Raw genomic sequence first — 16,311 nt, 5'->3', positions numbered from 1 at the left:
TCAGTCTTTTTGCAAGGCCCGCAAAACACGGTCAAGCTGGCGCCCTTGCCGGGTTTCCTTTGCCGGGCCGTCCTTGACCAGATTGTAATAGCCCGCAGGGTCATAAATCTGCACCGGCAACCCCAGGCTCGCCGCCGTCAACTGGCCTGTCGCCGACAGGATCGAATAGGCGGCGACGTATAGGTTCGCGCGGGCGGAAACCTGCGTCGATTGGGCATCCAGCAGGGATTGTTCCGCATCCAGCACATCCAATGTGGTGCGCGCGCCCAGCGTCGCTTCCTCGCGCACGCCGCGGAAAGCGATGCGAGCCGCGCGAATCTGGCGGTCAGAGGCTTCAAGCTGCGCGCGGGCAGAGGCAAATCCGGCATAGGCATTGCCAACCGCCTGCTCCACATCGAAGCGCACCACATGCAGATTGGCCCGCTGCGCATCCCGCTGGGCCATGCTCTTGCGCGCCGCTGATGACAATGCGCCACCCTGATAGATGGTCTGGCTGACACCCAGCCCGATAGACGCATTGTTGTTGTAATTCTGGTTGCCAAATTCTTCGGACACACCAACCGAGCCGGAAAGCTTGATCTGGGGTGACATTGCCGCTTCGCTCGCACGGATCAACAGGTCGGCGGCGGCCACCTGATGCTGGGCTGCCTGCAGCAGCGGATGGCGGCGCAGCGCCAATCCCTTGGCGGTTTCGATGTCATTGCCGATCGCGGGCAGCTTGGGCGGTCCGCTCAACCGGCCGGGTTTGCGGCCCACGGCGGTGCGGTATTCTTCCTGCGCGCGCAACAAGTCACCCTGCGCGCCAGCAAGTCCGCTGCGGGCATTCGCCAGCTGCGCCTCTGCCAATGCAACATCGGTGCGGGTGACCTCTCCGACTTCAAAGCGGTCGCGTGCCGCACGCAATTCCTGCGTCAGCAGCCGCACGTTATTCTGGCGCAATGCCACAAATTCCGACGCTTCGATCACGCCCATATAGGCGCTGACCGCGCGCAGCAGGATTTGCTGTTCGACGTTCAAAAGCGAATCGCGGGTGGCAAGAACCGTTTCCTTGGCCGCCTCGATGCGGAAGGCCGATGCGCCGAAGTCATGGACCAGCACCTCGGCAATCAGGTCGATCGACGCGGTCAGCGAATTCGAACTGCCCGTTGTCGCAAAAAGGCTTTGGGGCCCCGAACCACGGTAGCCCTGGGTCAGGTCAGCGGTCCACCGCAGAACCGGCTTCAACGCGGCTCCGGCTGCGGCGACGTCTTCGTCAGCGGCGCGCAGCACCGCGCGGTTCTGTTCCAACAACCCCGAATGGTTGTACGCGCCCACCAGCGCGTCCGCCAATGTTTCGGCCTGTGCCAGCCGGCCCGTGGCCACCAGCGCCGTCGCAAGGCATAGGATGCCCGCCGCGCGCCGTAATTTCTGGATGGAAGTCACCTGCATCATGAGTCGCTCTCTGCTCGTATCCTCGGCCCGGCACCCCGCCGGGCACATTTTTCTCAGAATTCGAAGGCAACCTCGCGCCCGAAACCCGGCAAGACCGGCGCAGCCGCGTTGAACGCCATCCGCCAGCTGATGTCCGATCCGCGCTTGCGGCCAATGCGCACCTCGCCCAATTCGCCAGTCATGAACAGCGCGGCAACCCGCCCGTCTTCCTTCAACTGATCGACCAGCGGGTCAGGCAGCTGCTGGATCCCGCCCTGAAGGATGATCACGTCATAAGGGCCATGTTGCTGCGCACCCTCGACCAAGGGGCCGACATGTACCACCGCATTGTCTGCCCCGGCCTCCATCAGCGCTTCCTGCGCCTCATGCGCCATCGCCTCGTCCTCTTCGACGGCAACCACAGCTTCGGCCAAATGCGCAATCACAGCGGTTGAATAGCCCATGGCCCCGCCGACATCCAACACCAGCTCCCCATTGGTGATCGCCAGTGCGTCCAGCATCTTGGCCAGGGTGCGCGGCTCCAGCAGGACCCGCCCCTGCCCCAGATCGAGGTTTTCACCCATATACGCAGCTTCGCGTTGGGCGGATGGAACAAAGTCCTCTCTCGGCACGGTCAGCATCGCCTCGATGATCGGAAACTTTGTCACATCGGAGGGTCGGACCTGCGTATCAACCATCATGTTGCGGCGCGTGGCGAAATCGATCATCAGCTAAACTCATCTGTTCAGATTCTCTTTGATCAGGTGTGCCACATCACTCACGGCGCGGCAACGGCCCGAACCCCATTTTCACCGCTTCATGGGACTTGCAGGCGCAGATGTGATCAGATAGCAGTGCGGCACCCTATCGGCTGGCGAGTTGGCGGAGTGGTTACGCAGCGGATTGCAAATCCGTGTACAGGAGTTCGATTCTCCTACTCGCCTCCAATCTCTCCATCAACGCAGACGCTTGTTTCACTGCTTTGGCAGCGCAGATATTGGTGCGGTTTGCAGGCCGGTTTACAGATTCCGCAGTTTTCGCCTCCCGCGTGACAGCCCAGCAGACTGCGGCTAAGGTCCTGAAATGGCGGAAGGTCCCTGGACAGACGAAGAGAACGACCTGATCGTGGCGGATTATTTCGCCATGCTCGCCGACGATCTCTGCCGCCGCCGATATGTGAAGGCGGAACACAACCGCGCCCTTCAGGAACGGATCGACCGCTCCAAAGGCTCGATCGAGTTCAAACACGCAAATATTTCGGCCCTGATGCCAGCCTTCGGCCAGCCGATCCTCACCGGCTACCTCCCCCGGTTCAATGTTCAGACGGCGCTGGCCGAAGCCGTCGACCGCTGGCTGCGCGCTCATCCGGAATGGGTCGAGCGGCTGCCAAAGGCCGCGACCCCGGGTATGGCCTACACCAACGACCGTCTGTTTCTGGATACACCGCCCACGATGCGCAACACCCCGCCCCCCGAAGAGGCCGAACAGTTGCGCAGCATCGCGCGACATTTCGACGTCGCGGCACAGCAGGAACGCAATCGCGCGCTCGGACGGCTGGGCGAAGAACGCGCGCTGGCCCATGAACGGGTGACCCTCAGGGATGCAGGCCGGGACGATCTGGCTCAGCAGGTCAAATGGGTCAGCGAGGAGATGGGTGACGGCGCGGGCTACGACATTTCCAGCTTCACGCCTGACGGCACCCCTCGCCTGCTTGAGGTCAAGACGACAAATGGCTGGGATCGCACACCGTTCCATATCTCACAAAACGAACTGCGTGTGGCGGATGAGCACAGGGACACCTGGCATCTCTTCAGGATCTACAACAACGCGCGGGGGCCGAGAGCTTTTGAACTCCGCCCCCCGCTGGATCACCACGTCACCCTGACGCCGACGAGCTTTCAAGCCCGGTTCGACTAGAACTTGTGCCCATCCTTCCGGGCATTGACACGGGGCGCGTATAGTTTGCCCAGACGTTCGTCGGACACCTCCTCGTGATCCTTGTGCCGACAGATTTTCAGGCTGGTTTGGCCCAAATCACAAGAAAGCCGTTTTTCCACGGCGGCAGTCGGGGTGTCGTGAGCTTCGCTCACGCACGCCGCATTGCCGTCAGCGCAGAATGCCCGGCAGGTTCAGCCCATGTTCGCGGGCGCAATCGAGCGCTGTTTCATATCCTGCGTCCGCATGGCGCATCACCCCGGTCGCGGGGTCGTTCCATAAGACACGCGCGATACGCTTGTCGGCTTCCGCCGTGCCGTCGCAGCAGATCACCATGCCGGAATGCTGCGAAAACCCCATGCCCACACCGCCGCCGTGGTGCAGGGACACCCAGGTCGCACCGCTGGCCGTGTTCAGCAGCGCATTCAGCAGCGGCCAGTCGCTGACCGCGTCGGAGCCATCCTTCATCGCCTCCGTCTCCCGGTTCGGGCTGGCGACAGAGCCGGAATCGAGGTGATCGCGCCCGATAACGATCGGGGCCTTCAACTCTCCGGTACGGACCATCTCGTTAAACGCGAGGCCCAGCTTGTCGCGCAGGCCCAGGCCGACCCAGCAAATGCGCGCGGGCAGACCCTGAAAGCTGATCCTCTCCCGCGCCATGTCGAGCCACTTGTGCAGGTGCGGATCGTCGGGGATCAGCTCCTTTACCTTGGCATCGGTCTTGTAGATGTCCTCGGGGTCGCCCGACAGCGCGCACCAGCGGAACGGGCCCACGCCCCGGCAGAACAGGGGCCGGATATAGGCCGGGACGAACCCCGGAAAGGCAAAGGCGTTTTCCAGCCCTTCCTCCAGCGCCACCTGCCGGATGTTGTTGCCGTAATCCAGTGTCGGCACGCCCGCATTCCAGAAATCGACCATCGCGGCGACATGGACCTTCATCGATGCGCGCGCGGCCTTTTCTACTGCCTTGGGGTCGCTCTCACGTTTGGCGCGCCACTCGGCCATGCCCCAGCCCTGCGGCAGGTAGCCGTTCAGCGGATCATGCGCGCTGGTCTGGTCCGTCACGATATCGGGGCGCACCCCGCGTTTGACCAGTTCGGGAAAGACGTCTGCCGCATTGCCCAGCAGGCCCACCGATTTCGCCTCGCCCTTCGCGGTCCAGTCCGCGATCATCGCCAGGGCCTCATCCAGCGTTTCGGCGCGCTCATCAAGGTAGCCGGTGCGCAGCCGGAAGGCGATGCTGTCGGGGTTGCATTCAACCGCCAGACAGCAGGCACCCGCCATCACGGCGGCAAGGGGCTGCGCGCCGCCCATGCCGCCCAGGCCAGCAGTAAGGATCCATTTGCCAGTGAGGTTCCCGTCGTAATGCTGGCGCCCCGCCTCTACAAAAGTCTCGTAGGTTCCTTGCACAATTCCTTGTGTTCCAATGTAAATCCACGACCCGGCGGTCATCTGGCCGTACATCGCCAACCCGCGTTTATCCAATTCGTTGAAGTGATCCCAATTGGCCCAGTGCGGCACCAGATTACTGTTTGCAATCAACACTCTGGGGGCATTTTCATGGGTTTTGAACACGCCCACAGGCTTGCCTGATTGCACCAGAAGCGTTTCATCCGCCTCCAGCGCGGTCAGAGAGGCGACAATCTGGTCGAAATCAGCCCATGTGCGTGCCGCTCGTCCGATACCGCCGTAAACCACCAATTCATGTGGATTTTCAGCGACATCCGGGTGCAAATTGTTCATCAGCATCCGCAGGGGCGCTTCGGTCAGCCAGCTCTTGGCGGTGATCTGCGTTCCGGTGGCGGGATAGACGTCGCGGATGTTGTGGCGAGGGTCGGTCATCGCTGTGGCCTTTCGTTAAGAAGCTCTGTCAAGTCGTTGAGAATACGATAAAGAACGGGCCTGATGCGCTCTGCCTTGTCGGCGCGCCACCGCCATGGCGGGCACTCGTCCATATAGGTGGATTGCGCCAGTTCCATCTGGAGGGCATGCAGGTTTTTGCCGGGATTCCCATAGTGGCGGGTGGTCCAGCCCCCCTTGAAGCGTCCGTTCAGCGCCGTTGTATAGTCCTGCGCGGCCCGGCACCGGGTATGGACGGCGCGTTCCATGATCGGTGAACAACTTTGGGATGAATTTGTCCCGATGTTCATATCCGGCAAGGTTTCTTCGAATAGATAGGGGATAACAGATCTGATAGAGTGGCAATCGTACAAGAGAGCAACGCCGTGTTTTGCCTTCACCCGCGCCAGTTCTGTGGATAACGCCGCATGATAGGGCGCGTGATACTGCTCGGTCCGGCGCGCGATCTCTGCCGCGTCGGGTGCTGCACCCTCGCGGTGGATCGGATTGCCGTCAAAATCGGTCAGCGGACACAGGCCCGTGGTGTTCAAACCGGGATAAAGGGAGCTGTCTTCGGGGCTGCGGTTCACGTCGATCACATAGCGATGGATCGGCGTGCGCACTGTGCTCACATCCAGCCCAAGGCCCTTGTACAACCGGTCGATGTGCCAGTCGGTATCGGCCAGCGCGCGGCCGGTGTCGTTCAACCCCTCCCAGACCTCCGGCGGCACTTCGGTGCCGGTATGCGGCAATCCCAATACGATGGGCAGGCTGCCCTGAACCACTTCGATCATATCGCGGCCTCCACCAATGCGCCGCTGCGCACCAGCGCGGTCGCCGCTTCGATATCGGGGGCAAGGTAGCGGTCCTCTACCAGTGTCGGCACCGCCTTGCGCAGACATGCGATGGCCTTTTGCAACCGGGGCGCTGTTGCAAGGGGCGCGCGCGCCTCGATGCCTTGCGCCGCGCACATCGCCTCAACCGCTTGAATCACATAAAGATTGTCCACCATCCGCGCCAGCCTGTAGGCCCCATGCGCGGCCATGCTGACATGGTCTTCCTGATTGGCAGAGGTCGGCGTGCTGTCGGTCACGCAGGGGTTGGCAAGGTGCTTGTTCTCGCTCATCAACGCGGCGGTGGTCACCTCGGCGATCATGAAGCCCGAATTCAGGCCCGGATTGGGCGTCAGAAACGGCGGCAGATCGTGGCTCAGGGTCGGGTCCACCATCAGCGCCACGCGGCGCTGCCCGATCGCGCCGATCTCTGCCAGTGCAAGCGCCAGCATATCCGCTGCGAATCCAACAGGTTCAGCGTGAAAGTTCCCGCCCGAGACGATCAGCCCCTCGTCCACCAGTACCAGCGGGTTGTCGGTGACGGCGTTTGCTTCGATCTCCAGCGTCTGGGCAGCCTGTGCGATCACGTCCCGCGCGGCGCCCAGAACCTGTGGCTGGCAGCGGATGCAATAGGGGTCCTGCACGCGCGTGTCCCCTTCGCGGTGGCTGTCGCGGATCTCCGACCCTTCCATCAGCGCCCGCATTTCCGCGGCGACTTCGATCTGGCCGGGATGGCCGCGCAGGCTGTGTATTTCGGCAAGCAGCGGCGCGGTGGAGCCCATGATCGCATCGGTACTGAGGGCCGCGATGACCATGGCGTTGCGCACGGCATTCTGTGCCTCGAACAGGCCTGCCAAGGCGCAGGCGGTCGAAAACTGTGTGCCATTGATCAGTGCCAGCCCTTCCTTCGGTCCCAGCACCACGGGGCGCAGACCTGCCCGTTCAAGCGCTGCGGCCCCGGACATTTCCTGCCCGTCATAGGCCGCGCGCCCCGCGCCGATCAGCACCGCAGCCATATGCGCCAACGGGGCCAGATCGCCGGAGGCACCGACAGAACCCTGCGAGGGGATCACCGGCATCACGCCCGCGTTCAGCATGCCCTCAAGCAGCGCGCAGATCTCCCAGCGCACGCCAGAGGCACCCCGCCCCAGCGAGTTGAGCTTGAGGACCATCATCAGCCGAGTCAGCGGTGCGCTCAGCGCCGCACCGACACCGCAGCAATGGCTCAAGATCAGGTTGCGTTGCAGGGTTTCTGTGTCTTCCGGCGCGATCTTGCGACTGGCCAGTTTGCCAAAGCCCGTGTTGACTCCATAGACCGGTGCGGCCTGCGCTGCGGCCTCTGCCACCAGCGCTGCGGCGCGCGCGACATGCGGTTTCGCGGCTGCATCCAGCGTCACGGGATCATCGCCGCGCCAGATGCGCTCCAGCGTTTTCAGGCTGACCTGACCGGGGTTCAGGATCATGAGACACCTCCGAAATAGCGTTGATACAAGGGATTGAAGCCGATGCGATAGGCCAGTTCCGCCGGATGCATCACGTCCCAGACGCAGATATCCGCGCGCAGCCCCGGCGCGATACGTCCGCAATCGGTCAGGCCAAGTGCTGCGGCGGCATGGGCCGTCACCCCGCCCAGCGCCTCTTCGGGGGTGAGGCCAAACAGCGTGCAGCCCATGTTCATCGCCAACAGCAATGACGTCAGCGGCGAGGATCCGGGGTTGCAGTCGGTGGCCAATGCCATCCGCGTACCGGCGGCACGGAAGGCGTTGACTGGCGGGGCCTGCGGCTCGCGCAGGGTGTAGAAGGCACCGGGCAACAGGACGGCCACGGTGCCTGCATCCGCCATCGCCTGGGCATCCGCCGCATCCGCATATTCCAGATGATCCGCCGACAGCGCGCCATATTCGGCGGCCATCTGCGCCCCGCCGAGGTGCGACAGCTGCTCTGCATGCAGTTTCACCGGCAGGCCCAGTTCGCGTGCCACATCAAAGACGCGGGCGATCTGCCTGGGATCAAAAGCAATTCCCTCGCAGAATCCGTCAACGGCATCGACCAGACCCTCGCTGTGCGCCGCGCGCAGGGCGGGGATACAGACCTTGTCGATATAGGCATCCGGGCCTGCATCGAAATCCTTTGGCACCGCATGGGCCCCGAGAAAGCTGGTGACGATCCGCACCGGGCGCATCCGTCCCAGGGCGCGGGCGGCGCGCAGCATGGTCAGCTCTGTCTCGACGTCCAGCCCATAGCCTGACTTGACCTCGACCACACAGGCCCCTTCCGCGATCAATGCGTCCAGACGTGGCAGCGCTGCGGCGATCAGCGCATCCTGGCTGGCCGCGCGCGTCGCCGCCATGGTGGAGACGATGCCGCCGCCGGCCTGTGCCACTTCGGCATAGCTGGCCCCCTTCAGCCGCATTTCGAATTCCGCGGCACGGTTGCCGCCGTGTACGATATGGGTGTGGCAGTCGATCAGACCGGGTGTCACCAGCCTGCCCTGCAGATCCTGTCGGGGCAGATCGGCGTATTCTGCCGGCAAGGCCTCCCCGACCCAAGCGATCCGGCCAGCCTCCAGCACCATAGCGCCATTCTCCAACAGCCCATAGCCTGCCCCGGTCATCGTGGCGATTCTCGCGTTGCAGAGCACCTGCTGCATGGGTTGACCTCACGGAATTGTTGCTCAATATGTATAGACATATTCACACCCCACCCCGAGTCGTCAAGAGGGCAGACCATGAAGAGCATACTCGCGAAAACGGCGCTTTTGCCCGAAGGCTGGGCCAGCGATGTAACCGTCTACCTTGATGAGGGGCGCATCACCGACCTTGTCACCGGGGGGCTGCAAGACGCCGACACAAGCGTCGACATCCTGTTGCCCGCCCCGACAAACCTGCACAGTCACGCGTTCCAACGGGCCATGGCCGGGCTGACCGAACAGCGCGGCGCGGACAAGACGGACAGTTTCTGGACCTGGCGGCAGTTGATGTTCCGGTTCCTTGACAAGCTGACCCCGGACGACGTGCAGGCGATCACGGCGCAGGTGCAAATGGAGATGCTGGAGGCCGGTTTTGCCGCCATGGCTGAATTTCACTACCTGCACCACCGGCCCGGTGGCCGCCCCTATGACGCACCCGCCGAGATGGCCCAACGCATCTGCGCCGCCGCCGATCAGACCGGAATCGGCCTGACGTTGCTGCCGGTGATGTACATGCAGGGCGGCGTCGATGGCCGGGCGCTGGCCCCCGGTCAGGTGCGGTTCGGCAACGATATGGACGGCTACATGCAGATCATGGGTGGTGCGGAACAGGCGGTGGCGGGCCTTGCCGAGGATGCGCGGTTGGGCGTGGCACCGCATTCCTTGCGCGCCGTCACACCCGATGCGTTGCGCCACCTCCAGCAGTTCAGGGGGCCGCTGCACATGCATCTGGCCGAACAACAGGCCGAGGTGGAGGAGATCAAGGCCGCCTATGGCGCGCGCCCGGTGACCTGGGCGCTCGATCACCTCGACCTCGGGCCGCGTTGGTGTCTGATCCATTGCACCCAGATGACCAGGGCCGAGACTCGCGGGCTGGCGCAGTCGGGCGCTGTCGCCGGGCTGTGCCCCCTTACTGAAAGTTCGCTGGGGGACGGTATCTTCAACGCGGTTGAATGGGCGGATGCAGGCGGCACCTGGGGAATTGGTTCGGACAGCAACATCCTGATTTCATTGAAAGAGGAGTTGCGGACGCTGGAGTATTCGCAACGCCTTGTGACGCAGAACCGCGCGGTTCTGGCCACGCCGGATCATTCCACCGGACGCGTGCTTTATGACATGGCCTGTGCCGGCGGGGCGCAGGCCGCCGGGCGAGATGCAGGCCAGATAGCGCCGGGGCATTGGGCCGATCTGGTGGCCCTTGGCGGCGATGCCACGGATTTCATCGGGCGCAAGGGCGATCAACTGCTGGACACATGGATTTTCGCAGGCACCGACGCCGCGGTCAGCGATGTCTGGGCCGCCGGGCGTCATGTGGTCAAGGACGGCGCACATGTTGCGCGCGATGCGATCACCACAGCCTACCGCGCCACCCTGCGGCGGCTTGAGGACGTGATGTGAGCACCGGATGGCAAACTGTACAGGCCGAGGTCCTGCGCCGCATCCAGAACCGCGACTGGCCGCCCGGCGGGCTGATCCCCGGAGAGGTCGCGCTGGCCCGTGAATTTGGCTGCGCCCGCGCCACCGTCAACCGCGCACTTCAGGCGCTGGCCGATGACGGCTGGCTGGAGCGTCGCAGGCGCGCCGGGACCAGAGTCGCGCTGTCACCGCTGAGGCGCGCGCAGATGTCCGTCGCGGTCCTGCGCAAGGAAGTCGAAGCGCTGGGGAAAACCTATGGCCACAGGCTGCTGAGCCGGAAAGTCACAGGCGACCTGCTCAGTTTGCAGACCCTGCACCAGGCCGATGGCACCGCCTACGGTCTAGAAGACCGCGAAATTGATCTGACCCATATGCCTGCGGCGGCAAGTGCTGACTTTACCACCCTGTCCGCAAACGAATGGCTGGTCCAGAACGCCCCTTTCGACCACGGCAACATGTCTTACATGTCAGAGGGCGCGACGGCTTCCGACGCCCGACACCTGGACTGTCCCGAAGGCACACCGCTGCTGATCCTCTACCGCGAGACCTTCAGCGAGGCGGGTCGGATCACGCGCGTCAGGCTTGCCCATGCGCCCGGTCACGTTGTCAGGTTGCAGATCTGATCACGCCGAATGCTGGGCGCGCAGGTATTCCATGACCGCCGGGCGCACCGACATGTCCCCGTCGTCGCGCGCCTTTTCGATGATTGCACGCACCTCATCCAGATTGCACCGCCGCAACAGGCTCTTGACCGGCCCGATAGAGGCAGGCCGCATCGACAGCGACCGCAGACCGATGGCCGCGAAACAGACCGCCTCGACGGGCCGGCCCGCATCCTCGCCGCAAAACGAAACATCCGTTCCGGTCTCCCGACACCGTTGAACGATACCTTCGAGGAAATTCAGAAAGCTCAGGTTCAGGGTGTCATAGCGGCGGCGCACGCGCTCGTTCTCGCGGTCAGCAGCAAAGAAGAACTGCTTGAGGTCGTTGCCGCCAATCGACAGGAACTCCACCTCTTCGAAAAATTTCTTCGGTGCAAAGGCAAGGCTGGGTGTTTCCAGCATCGCGCCCACTTCGATCTTGGAGGGCAACACATGACCCAGCCTTTCCTCGCGCGCCAGTGTCTTGTCCATCTCGGCACGCGCGGCACGGAATTCCTCAAACTGCGCGACAAAGGGGAACATTACCGTCAGGGGCCGCCCGTTCGCCGCGCGGATCAGCGCCTGCAGTTGCATCCGCATCACACCCGGCTTGTCCAGACCCACCCGGATCGCGCGCCAGCCCAGCGCCGGGTTCGGCTCATCATTGGGTTTCATATAGGGCAGCACCTTGTCCGACCCGATATCGAGGGTGCGAAACACCACCCGCTTGCCATGGGCGGCGTCCAACACCCTTGAATAAAGCGCGGCAAGTTCCATCCGCTTGGGCATCTGGTTGCGCACCAGAAACTGAAGTTCGGTCCGGAACAGCCCCACACCCTCCGCCCCCGAGGAGGTGAGCGAGGGCAGATCCGCCATAAGCCCCGCGTTCATGTGCAGCGACACCACGGCCCCGCATTTCGCCTGCGCAGGCAGGTCAAGGATGGATGCATATCTTTCCTGCGCCGCCGCCTGCATCGCAATCTTGTCGCGAAACGCCGAGGCCACGCTTTCATCCGGCCGCAGGTGCACAACGCCCTGCTCGCCATCCACCATAATGTGATCGCCGTTCAGCGCATCATTGGTGATCCGGCCCGCATGGACCACCAGCGGGATCGCCAGCGCCCGCGCGACAATCGCCGCATGTGACCCGACAGAGCCGTTTTCCAGCACGATCCCGCGCAACGAGCGGCCATATTCCAACAGTTCCGCCGGGCCGATGTTCCGGGCAACCAGTATCGGGTCCGCAGGCAATTCCGCCCCGGTGTCATTACCCTGCCCGGTCAGGATGCGCAGCAGCCGGTTCGACAGGTCGTCAAGGTCGCTGAGCCGCTCACGCAGATAGGCGTCCGTGGATTGCCCCATGCGGGACCGCGCGAGCGATTGTTCCTTTTCGACCGCCGCTTCGGCGGACAGCCCGCTCTGGATGTCTTCGCACATCCGCCGCATCCAGCCCTTGGAGTTGGCAAACATGCGGTAGGCCTCCAGCACCTGGGTCTGGTCCTTGTCGCCCCCCGCCATGGCCAGCATCTGATCCACGCCGACGCGCAGCTGGTCCACCGCATCGTTCAGGCGCTGTTCCTCCAGCACCGGGTCATCCGCGATGGGATTGGAGACAACCACGCGCGGTTCGTGCAGCCAGACATGGCCCTCGGCCACGCCTTCCTGCCCCACCGTTCCGCGCAACAGCACCGGCTGTGAATGGCGCGCGGACATCGCTGCCCCCTCGCCCACGAAAGCGCCCAGTTCGGTCATTTCGGCCAGCACCATGGCGACCACTTCCAGCGCGTAAACTTCGTCGGCAGAGAATTCCCGCACCTGCTTGGACTGCGCCACCAGAACGCCCAGGGTTTCCCCAAGCCGCTGGATCGGCACCCCCAGGAAACTCGAATAGATTTCCTCGCCCGTCTCCGGCATGAAACGGAAACCTGGCGCCTGGGGTGCATCCGGCGTGTTGATCACCTGCTTGCGCTTGGCCACACGGCCGACAAGCCCCTCCCCCATGCGCATCCGTGTCTCATGTACCGCTTCCGCCTTGAGCCCCTCTGTCGCGCAAAGCTCAAGCGTATCTTCGTCCCGGAACAGATAGATGGAACAGACTTCGCAGCCCATGGATGTGGCAATCAGATGGGTGATCTTGTTCAGACGCGCCTGGCCCGCATCATCGGATGCCATGGCATCACGCAGACGGCCCAGCAGCTTGCGGCTTTCGGTTTCAAAACGCTCTGCCATGCTGACGCGCCCCCCTTTGCTGTTCCGGCTTAGAGCATAGTCCACAGAAAACCGAAAGTGCCTGACTGTCCACCTCAGCGTGTATCCGCGGCGCGGCTACCGACGCACAGGGGTCATGCCTGCCCAATTTCGCGGCACCCTGTTCAGGGTGCCGTGATGCACGCGTCCAGGGCTCAGGCCGCCTTGTCCAGTTCAAAGGCATCATGCAGTGCCTGGACAGCCAGCTCCATGTACTTGCGGTCAATCAGGACCGAGATCTTGATCTCGGAGGTGGTGATGACCTTGATGTTGATGCCCTCGTCGCGCAGCACCTGGAACATCTTGGCCGCCACCCCGGTGTGGCTGCGCATGCCAATGCCCACGACCGACACCTTCGCCACATCCTCGTCCGCGATCAATTCCTGAAAATTGATCACGCCGCTTTCCTTGGCGCCGGCAATGGCACGTTCGGCGCGCTTGACCTGGTCCACCGGGCAGGACCATGTCATATCCGTGCGCCCCTCTTCCGCGATGTTCTGCACGATCATGTCCACATTGACCCCCGCATCGCTGAGCGCGGTAAAGATCGTCGCGGCGATGCCGGGGCGGTCCGCAACCGACACCATCGTCATCTTCGCCTCATCGCGCGAAAACGCGACCCCTGCGACCACATTGCTTTCCATGATTTCCTCCTCATCGCAAACGAGCGTTCCCGCCTCGTCGGATTGTTCCTCGAAACTCGACAGGACCCGCAGCTTGACCTTGTAGCGCATCGCCAGTTCGACCGACCGGGTCTGCAGCACCTTGGCCCCAAGCGAGGCCAGCTCCAGCATCTCCTCAAAGGCGATCCGGTCCAGCTTGCGCGCCTTGGACGACACCCGCGGATCAGTGGTATAGACACCGTCCACATCCGTATAGATATCACAGCGCTCCGCCTCGAAGGCGGCGGCAAAGGCGACGGCGGTGGTGTCCGATCCGCCCCGGCCCAGCGTGGTGATCCGACCCTCCGGGCTGACACCCTGAAAGCCGGCCACAACCGCCACCCGCATGCCCTCTTCGAACTTGGCGCGGATGTTCGCGGGCGGGATCTCCTCGATCCGTGCCGCCGAATGCGCCGAGGTGGTGCGCACCGGCACCTGCCAACCCTGCCAGGACCGCGCCGGCACGTCCATCTCCTGCAAGGTCAGCGCCATCAGCCCGGCAGTGACATTCTCTCCGCTGGACACAACCGCATCATATTCGCGCGCATCATAGAGCGGTGATGTCTCGTTCACCCAGCCGACCAGTTCATTGGTCTTGCCCGACATCGCCGACACGATGACGATCACATCATAGCCCTTGGCCACTTCCACGCCCACGCGCTTGGCCGCGCGTCTGATCCGGTCAAGGGTCGCGACCGACGTGCCGCCGAATTTCATCACCAAAACAGGCATATCACCCCCGCCTTTCAATCCCGGCGGGGTTTACGCGCAAGCGCTGCCCACTGCAAGCCTGCGCCCCTTTCATTGTTCCAAAAATATACCGGAGCGCGAGGCAGCGCCTCGCACCGATTTGGGGAACCCAAATCCAGACATCATGTGCGGCGCAGCCGCTCCTTTTCGCATCAAAAGGCGTGCGCGCGGCCATCCCATGTCTCGAAACACCCCGTTGTCTCAAGCTCCAGCGCGGCAAAGCGCTGTGCCAGCCCGCGCACCGCCTCCTCCGTGGTGATCTCGGCAGTCGCGCCGCCCATGTCGGTCTGCACCCAGCCGGGATGATAGATGCCCACGGCAATCCCCTCCCCCGCGAGGTCCGTGGCCAGGTTGCGCCCCAGGTTCAGCGCCGCCGCCTTGGAGGCGCGATAGATATAGCTGCCCCCCGGCGCGCGGGTGGTGGACCCCATCTGCGAGGCGATGATGGCCACCTTGGCCCCGCCTGCCCGGCGCAGATGCGGCAACAGCGCCTGCACCGTCAGAAAGACGCCGGTCACATTGGTGGCAAAGCTCTGCGCCCAGAGGTCGGCACCGTAGCCGGTATCCAGATCGGCCCCCTTGTCCAGATAAACCCCGGCATTGCAGACCAGCAGGTCGATCGCCGTGTTCCCCAGTGCCTGCGCCATGGCCGCGTGGCTTTGCGGGCGGGTGACATCCAGCTGGATCTGCGCGGTAACCGACCGGCCGGTGCCGATCACCTCTTTGCCCTGCGCGCGAAAATGCGCGGCAAGGCCCGCCCCGATGCCCCGGTTGGCACCCGTGATCAGGATCGTCATGGTCCGGCCTCTCAGCTGAGTTTCTGTTTCGGACGGAACGGCAGCGGCATCAGCGGCACGCCGTCCTCGATCAGGCTGCGCGCCTGGTCCAGCCGCGCCTCCCCGTAAATCGAACGTGCGGGTTTTTCGCCCAGATGCATCGCCCGCGCCTCGCGGGCAAACCGGTCCCCGACGTAGTCCGAATTTGCCTCGACCTTGCGGCGCAGCTCTGCCAGCGCCTGCTGCATTTCCGTGTCAGGGGCGCTCAGCATGGGCGTATCTGCCACCTCCGGCGTCTGCTGATCGGGCGCAGATGTCTGCGGCCCCTTCGACAGGCGCGGGGCCATCACCGCCTTGGTCACACCATGCGATCCACATTCCACGCAGGTCACCTGACGCGCCGCCACCAGCTTTTCGAATGCCGCAGCAGACTGGAACCAGCTGTCAAAGCTGTGGCCTGCCTCGCATTTCAGGGTGTAGCTGATCATGGCCGCAGACCGTCTCCTGTTATCTTATCCCTATTGAGATGGGTGCGCGCCCTGGACGCGTCAAGAAACATCTTTGGACCCCGCCACAATGCGGGGGTCGAAATCCAGAATCAGCCGGGCCAGTTCCGGCTCCGACACCATCCGCGCGGCCTTCTTGCGCGATACCCATGTGCGGCGGCGCTGGTCGCTCTCGGGGAATTGCTTGGACAGCGATTTGACAGCAACCGGATAGAGCATGGCAAGACAGGGCACATCGCCGGTCTGCCCGATCTCCTTGGCATAGGTAAACACACCCAGACAGCGGTTATCGGCCCGCCCCGTGACCCCGGCTTCCTCCCAGGCTTCCTGCAGGGCAGAGGCGGCGGGTGTCTTTGCATCCATTGGCCAGCCTTTCGGCACGATCCAGCGTTTCGAGCCGCGCGAGGTGACCAGCAATACCTGCACCTTGCCGCGCCGGACGCGATAGCACAGCGCCGCGAATTGGGTCCGCATTTCGTCCTTTCGCGCGCCATGCAGCGAAATCGGGAGTTGCTTGATCATCAGCTCTTTCAACGGGTCCTGCCAAAACATCCTGCCTGCATCCCAAGTATAGGCGATCAACCGGCAAAGGCCACCACCAATGGGC

14 protein-coding genes and 1 tRNA gene are annotated in these 16,311 nt (G+C 63.5%); 4 read left to right on the top strand and 11 right to left on the bottom strand.

Annotated features, from left to right (window positions below; genetic code table 11):
* Both A8B82_RS16555 and A8B82_RS16550 read right to left on the bottom strand, forming a co-directional pair.
* Positions 1–1,431, bottom strand: coding sequence for a TolC family outer membrane protein (locus A8B82_RS16555; RefSeq protein WP_067294825.1), 1,431 nt, complete (start codon positions 1,429–1,431; stop codon positions 1–3).
* A 53-nt stretch (positions 1,432–1,484) separates the two neighbouring features.
* Positions 1,485–2,138, bottom strand: a complete 654-nt coding sequence (locus A8B82_RS16550) for a protein-L-isoaspartate O-methyltransferase family protein (protein ID WP_067294823.1) — start codon at positions 2,136–2,138, stop codon at positions 1,485–1,487.
* Between the two features lie 145 nt (positions 2,139–2,283).
* Here A8B82_RS16550 and A8B82_RS16545 point away from each other — a divergent pair.
* Both A8B82_RS16545 and A8B82_RS16540 read left to right on the top strand, forming a co-directional pair.
* Positions 2,284–2,357 (top strand) — tRNA-Cys (locus A8B82_RS16545).
* 136 nt (positions 2,358–2,493) lie between these two features.
* On the top strand, positions 2,494–3,327 hold the full coding sequence (locus A8B82_RS16540) for a DUF3883 domain-containing protein (protein ID WP_067294820.1): 834 nt from the start codon (positions 2,494–2,496) through the stop codon (positions 3,325–3,327).
* A 189-nt stretch (positions 3,328–3,516) separates the two neighbouring features.
* Here the strand turns inward: A8B82_RS16540 and hutU are convergent, their stop codons facing one another.
* Genes hutU through hutI form a run of 4 tightly spaced genes read right to left on the bottom strand, consistent with a single transcriptional unit; the run spans position 3,517 to position 8,667 of the window.
* A complete protein-coding gene (gene hutU, locus A8B82_RS16535; RefSeq protein WP_067294818.1) occupies positions 3,517–5,187 on the bottom strand; it encodes a urocanate hydratase in 1,671 nt (556 codons plus the stop codon).
* On the bottom strand, positions 5,184–5,978 hold the full coding sequence (gene hutG, locus A8B82_RS16530) for an N-formylglutamate deformylase (RefSeq protein WP_067294815.1): 795 nt from the start codon (positions 5,976–5,978) through the stop codon (positions 5,184–5,186). Before hutG ends, hutU begins: the two co-directional genes overlap by 4 nt.
* Positions 5,975–7,480: a histidine ammonia-lyase gene (gene hutH / locus A8B82_RS16525; protein ID WP_067294812.1), complete on the bottom strand. Its 1,506-nt coding sequence runs from the start codon at positions 7,478–7,480 to the stop codon at positions 5,975–5,977. Before hutH ends, hutG begins: the two co-directional genes overlap by 4 nt.
* Entirely contained in the window at positions 7,477–8,667 is a 1,191-nt protein-coding gene (gene hutI / locus A8B82_RS16520) for an imidazolonepropionase (protein WP_067294810.1), read from the bottom strand. The genes hutH and hutI overlap by 4 nt, the downstream gene beginning before the upstream one ends.
* A gap of 78 nt (positions 8,668–8,745) precedes the next feature.
* Here hutI and A8B82_RS16515 point away from each other — a divergent pair, with 78 nt between their 5' ends.
* Both A8B82_RS16515 and A8B82_RS16510 read left to right on the top strand, forming a co-directional pair.
* Positions 8,746–10,104 (top strand): formimidoylglutamate deiminase, encoded by a 1,359-nt coding sequence (locus A8B82_RS16515; protein WP_067294808.1) that lies wholly within the window; start codon positions 8,746–8,748, stop codon positions 10,102–10,104.
* Positions 10,101–10,745, top strand: a complete 645-nt coding sequence (locus A8B82_RS16510; RefSeq protein WP_067294805.1) for a GntR family transcriptional regulator — start codon at positions 10,101–10,103, stop codon at positions 10,743–10,745. Before A8B82_RS16515 ends, A8B82_RS16510 begins: the two co-directional genes overlap by 4 nt.
* On the opposite strand, the gene ptsP is transcribed toward A8B82_RS16510, so the two are convergent.
* The 5 genes from ptsP to A8B82_RS16485 all read right to left on the bottom strand — a co-directional run bounded on the left by ptsP (position 10,746) and on the right by A8B82_RS16485 (position 16,226).
* The gene (gene ptsP, locus A8B82_RS16505; RefSeq protein WP_067294803.1) at positions 10,746–12,992 is read right to left on the bottom strand and encodes a phosphoenolpyruvate--protein phosphotransferase; all 2,247 of its coding nucleotides are present in this window, start codon (positions 12,990–12,992) and stop codon (positions 10,746–10,748) included.
* Between the two features lie 173 nt (positions 12,993–13,165).
* Positions 13,166–14,404, bottom strand: coding sequence for an aspartate kinase (locus tag A8B82_RS16500; protein WP_067294800.1), 1,239 nt, complete (start codon positions 14,402–14,404; stop codon positions 13,166–13,168).
* 170 nt (positions 14,405–14,574) lie between these two features.
* Positions 14,575–15,219: an SDR family oxidoreductase gene (locus tag A8B82_RS16495; RefSeq protein ID WP_067294797.1), complete on the bottom strand. Its 645-nt coding sequence runs from the start codon at positions 15,217–15,219 to the stop codon at positions 14,575–14,577.
* Positions 15,220–15,230: 11 nt separating this feature from the next.
* Positions 15,231–15,686, bottom strand: coding sequence for a DUF1178 family protein (locus A8B82_RS16490; protein ID WP_067294794.1), 456 nt, complete (start codon positions 15,684–15,686; stop codon positions 15,231–15,233).
* A 60-nt stretch (positions 15,687–15,746) separates the two neighbouring features.
* Positions 15,747–16,226, bottom strand: coding sequence for an NUDIX hydrolase (locus A8B82_RS16485; RefSeq protein ID WP_067294869.1), 480 nt, complete (start codon positions 16,224–16,226; stop codon positions 15,747–15,749).
* Between the last annotated feature and the right edge of the window lie 85 nt (positions 16,227–16,311).

Origin of the sequence: Sulfitobacter sp. EhC04, from assembly GCF_001650875.1 — a bacterium.
Lineage (GTDB): Bacteria > Pseudomonadota > Alphaproteobacteria > Rhodobacterales > Rhodobacteraceae > Sulfitobacter.
This window is presented reverse-complemented; position numbering and strand designations above follow the sequence as displayed.

Bases quoted from the DNA above. Each gene is read 5' to 3' on its own strand.
- A8B82_RS16555 (WP_067294825.1), bottom strand. From the start codon at position 1,431: ATGATGCAGGTGACTTCCATCCAGAAATTACGGCGCGCGGCGGGCATC.
- A8B82_RS16550 (WP_067294823.1), bottom strand. From the start codon at position 2,138: ATGATCGATTTCGCCACGCGCCGCAACATGATGGTTGATACGCAGGTC.
- A8B82_RS16540 (WP_067294820.1), top strand. From the start codon at position 2,494: ATGGCGGAAGGTCCCTGGACAGACGAAGAGAACGACCTGATCGTGGCG.
- hutU (WP_067294818.1), bottom strand. From the start codon at position 5,187: ATGACCGACCCTCGCCACAACATCCGCGACGTCTATCCCGCCACCGGA.
- hutG (WP_067294815.1), bottom strand. From the start codon at position 5,978: ATGATCGAAGTGGTTCAGGGCAGCCTGCCCATCGTATTGGGATTGCCG.
- hutH (WP_067294812.1), bottom strand. From the start codon at position 7,480: ATGATCCTGAACCCCGGTCAGGTCAGCCTGAAAACGCTGGAGCGCATC.
- hutI (WP_067294810.1), bottom strand. From the start codon at position 8,667: ATGCAGCAGGTGCTCTGCAACGCGAGAATCGCCACGATGACCGGGGCA.
- A8B82_RS16515 (WP_067294808.1), top strand. From the start codon at position 8,746: ATGAAGAGCATACTCGCGAAAACGGCGCTTTTGCCCGAAGGCTGGGCC.
- ptsP (WP_067294803.1), bottom strand. From the start codon at position 12,992: ATGGCAGAGCGTTTTGAAACCGAAAGCCGCAAGCTGCTGGGCCGTCTG.
- A8B82_RS16500 (WP_067294800.1), bottom strand. From the start codon at position 14,404: ATGCCTGTTTTGGTGATGAAATTCGGCGGCACGTCGGTCGCGACCCTT.
- A8B82_RS16495 (WP_067294797.1), bottom strand. From the start codon at position 15,219: ATGACGATCCTGATCACGGGTGCCAACCGGGGCATCGGGGCGGGCCTT.
- A8B82_RS16490 (WP_067294794.1), bottom strand. From the start codon at position 15,686: ATGATCAGCTACACCCTGAAATGCGAGGCAGGCCACAGCTTTGACAGC.
- A8B82_RS16485 (WP_067294869.1), bottom strand. From the start codon at position 16,226: ATGATCAAGCAACTCCCGATTTCGCTGCATGGCGCGCGAAAGGACGAA.